This window comes from Mycobacterium sp. UM_Kg27, from assembly GCF_000972905.1.
GTDB lineage: Bacteria > Actinomycetota > Actinomycetes > Mycobacteriales > Mycobacteriaceae > Mycobacterium.
In genome coordinates, this window is sequence record NZ_JRMM01000391.1 from 1 (window position 1) to 218 (window position 218).

General features: G+C 62.8%; 1 pseudogene. It reads right to left on the reverse strand.

Features of this window, described 5'->3' with window-relative positions:
* Window positions 1–218 (reverse strand): annotated as a pseudogene (locus LI94_RS21780) (type I glutamate--ammonia ligase); the annotation flags it as partial.

A 218-nucleotide genomic window follows, 5' to 3' on the forward strand; every position in this document is an offset into this window, starting at 1 on the left:
TCGATCTTGTTCTTGATGCCGTCGATGCCGGCCATCAGCATGGCGGAGAACGCCAGGTAGGGGTTGCCGGAGGAGTCGGGGCAGCGGAACTCCAGCCGCTTGGCCTTGGGGTTGGTGCCGGTGATCGGAATGCGCACGCAGGCTGAGCGGTTGCGCTGGCTGTAGACCAGGTTGATCGGTGCTTCGTAGCCCGGGACCAGACGCTTGTAGGAGTTGAT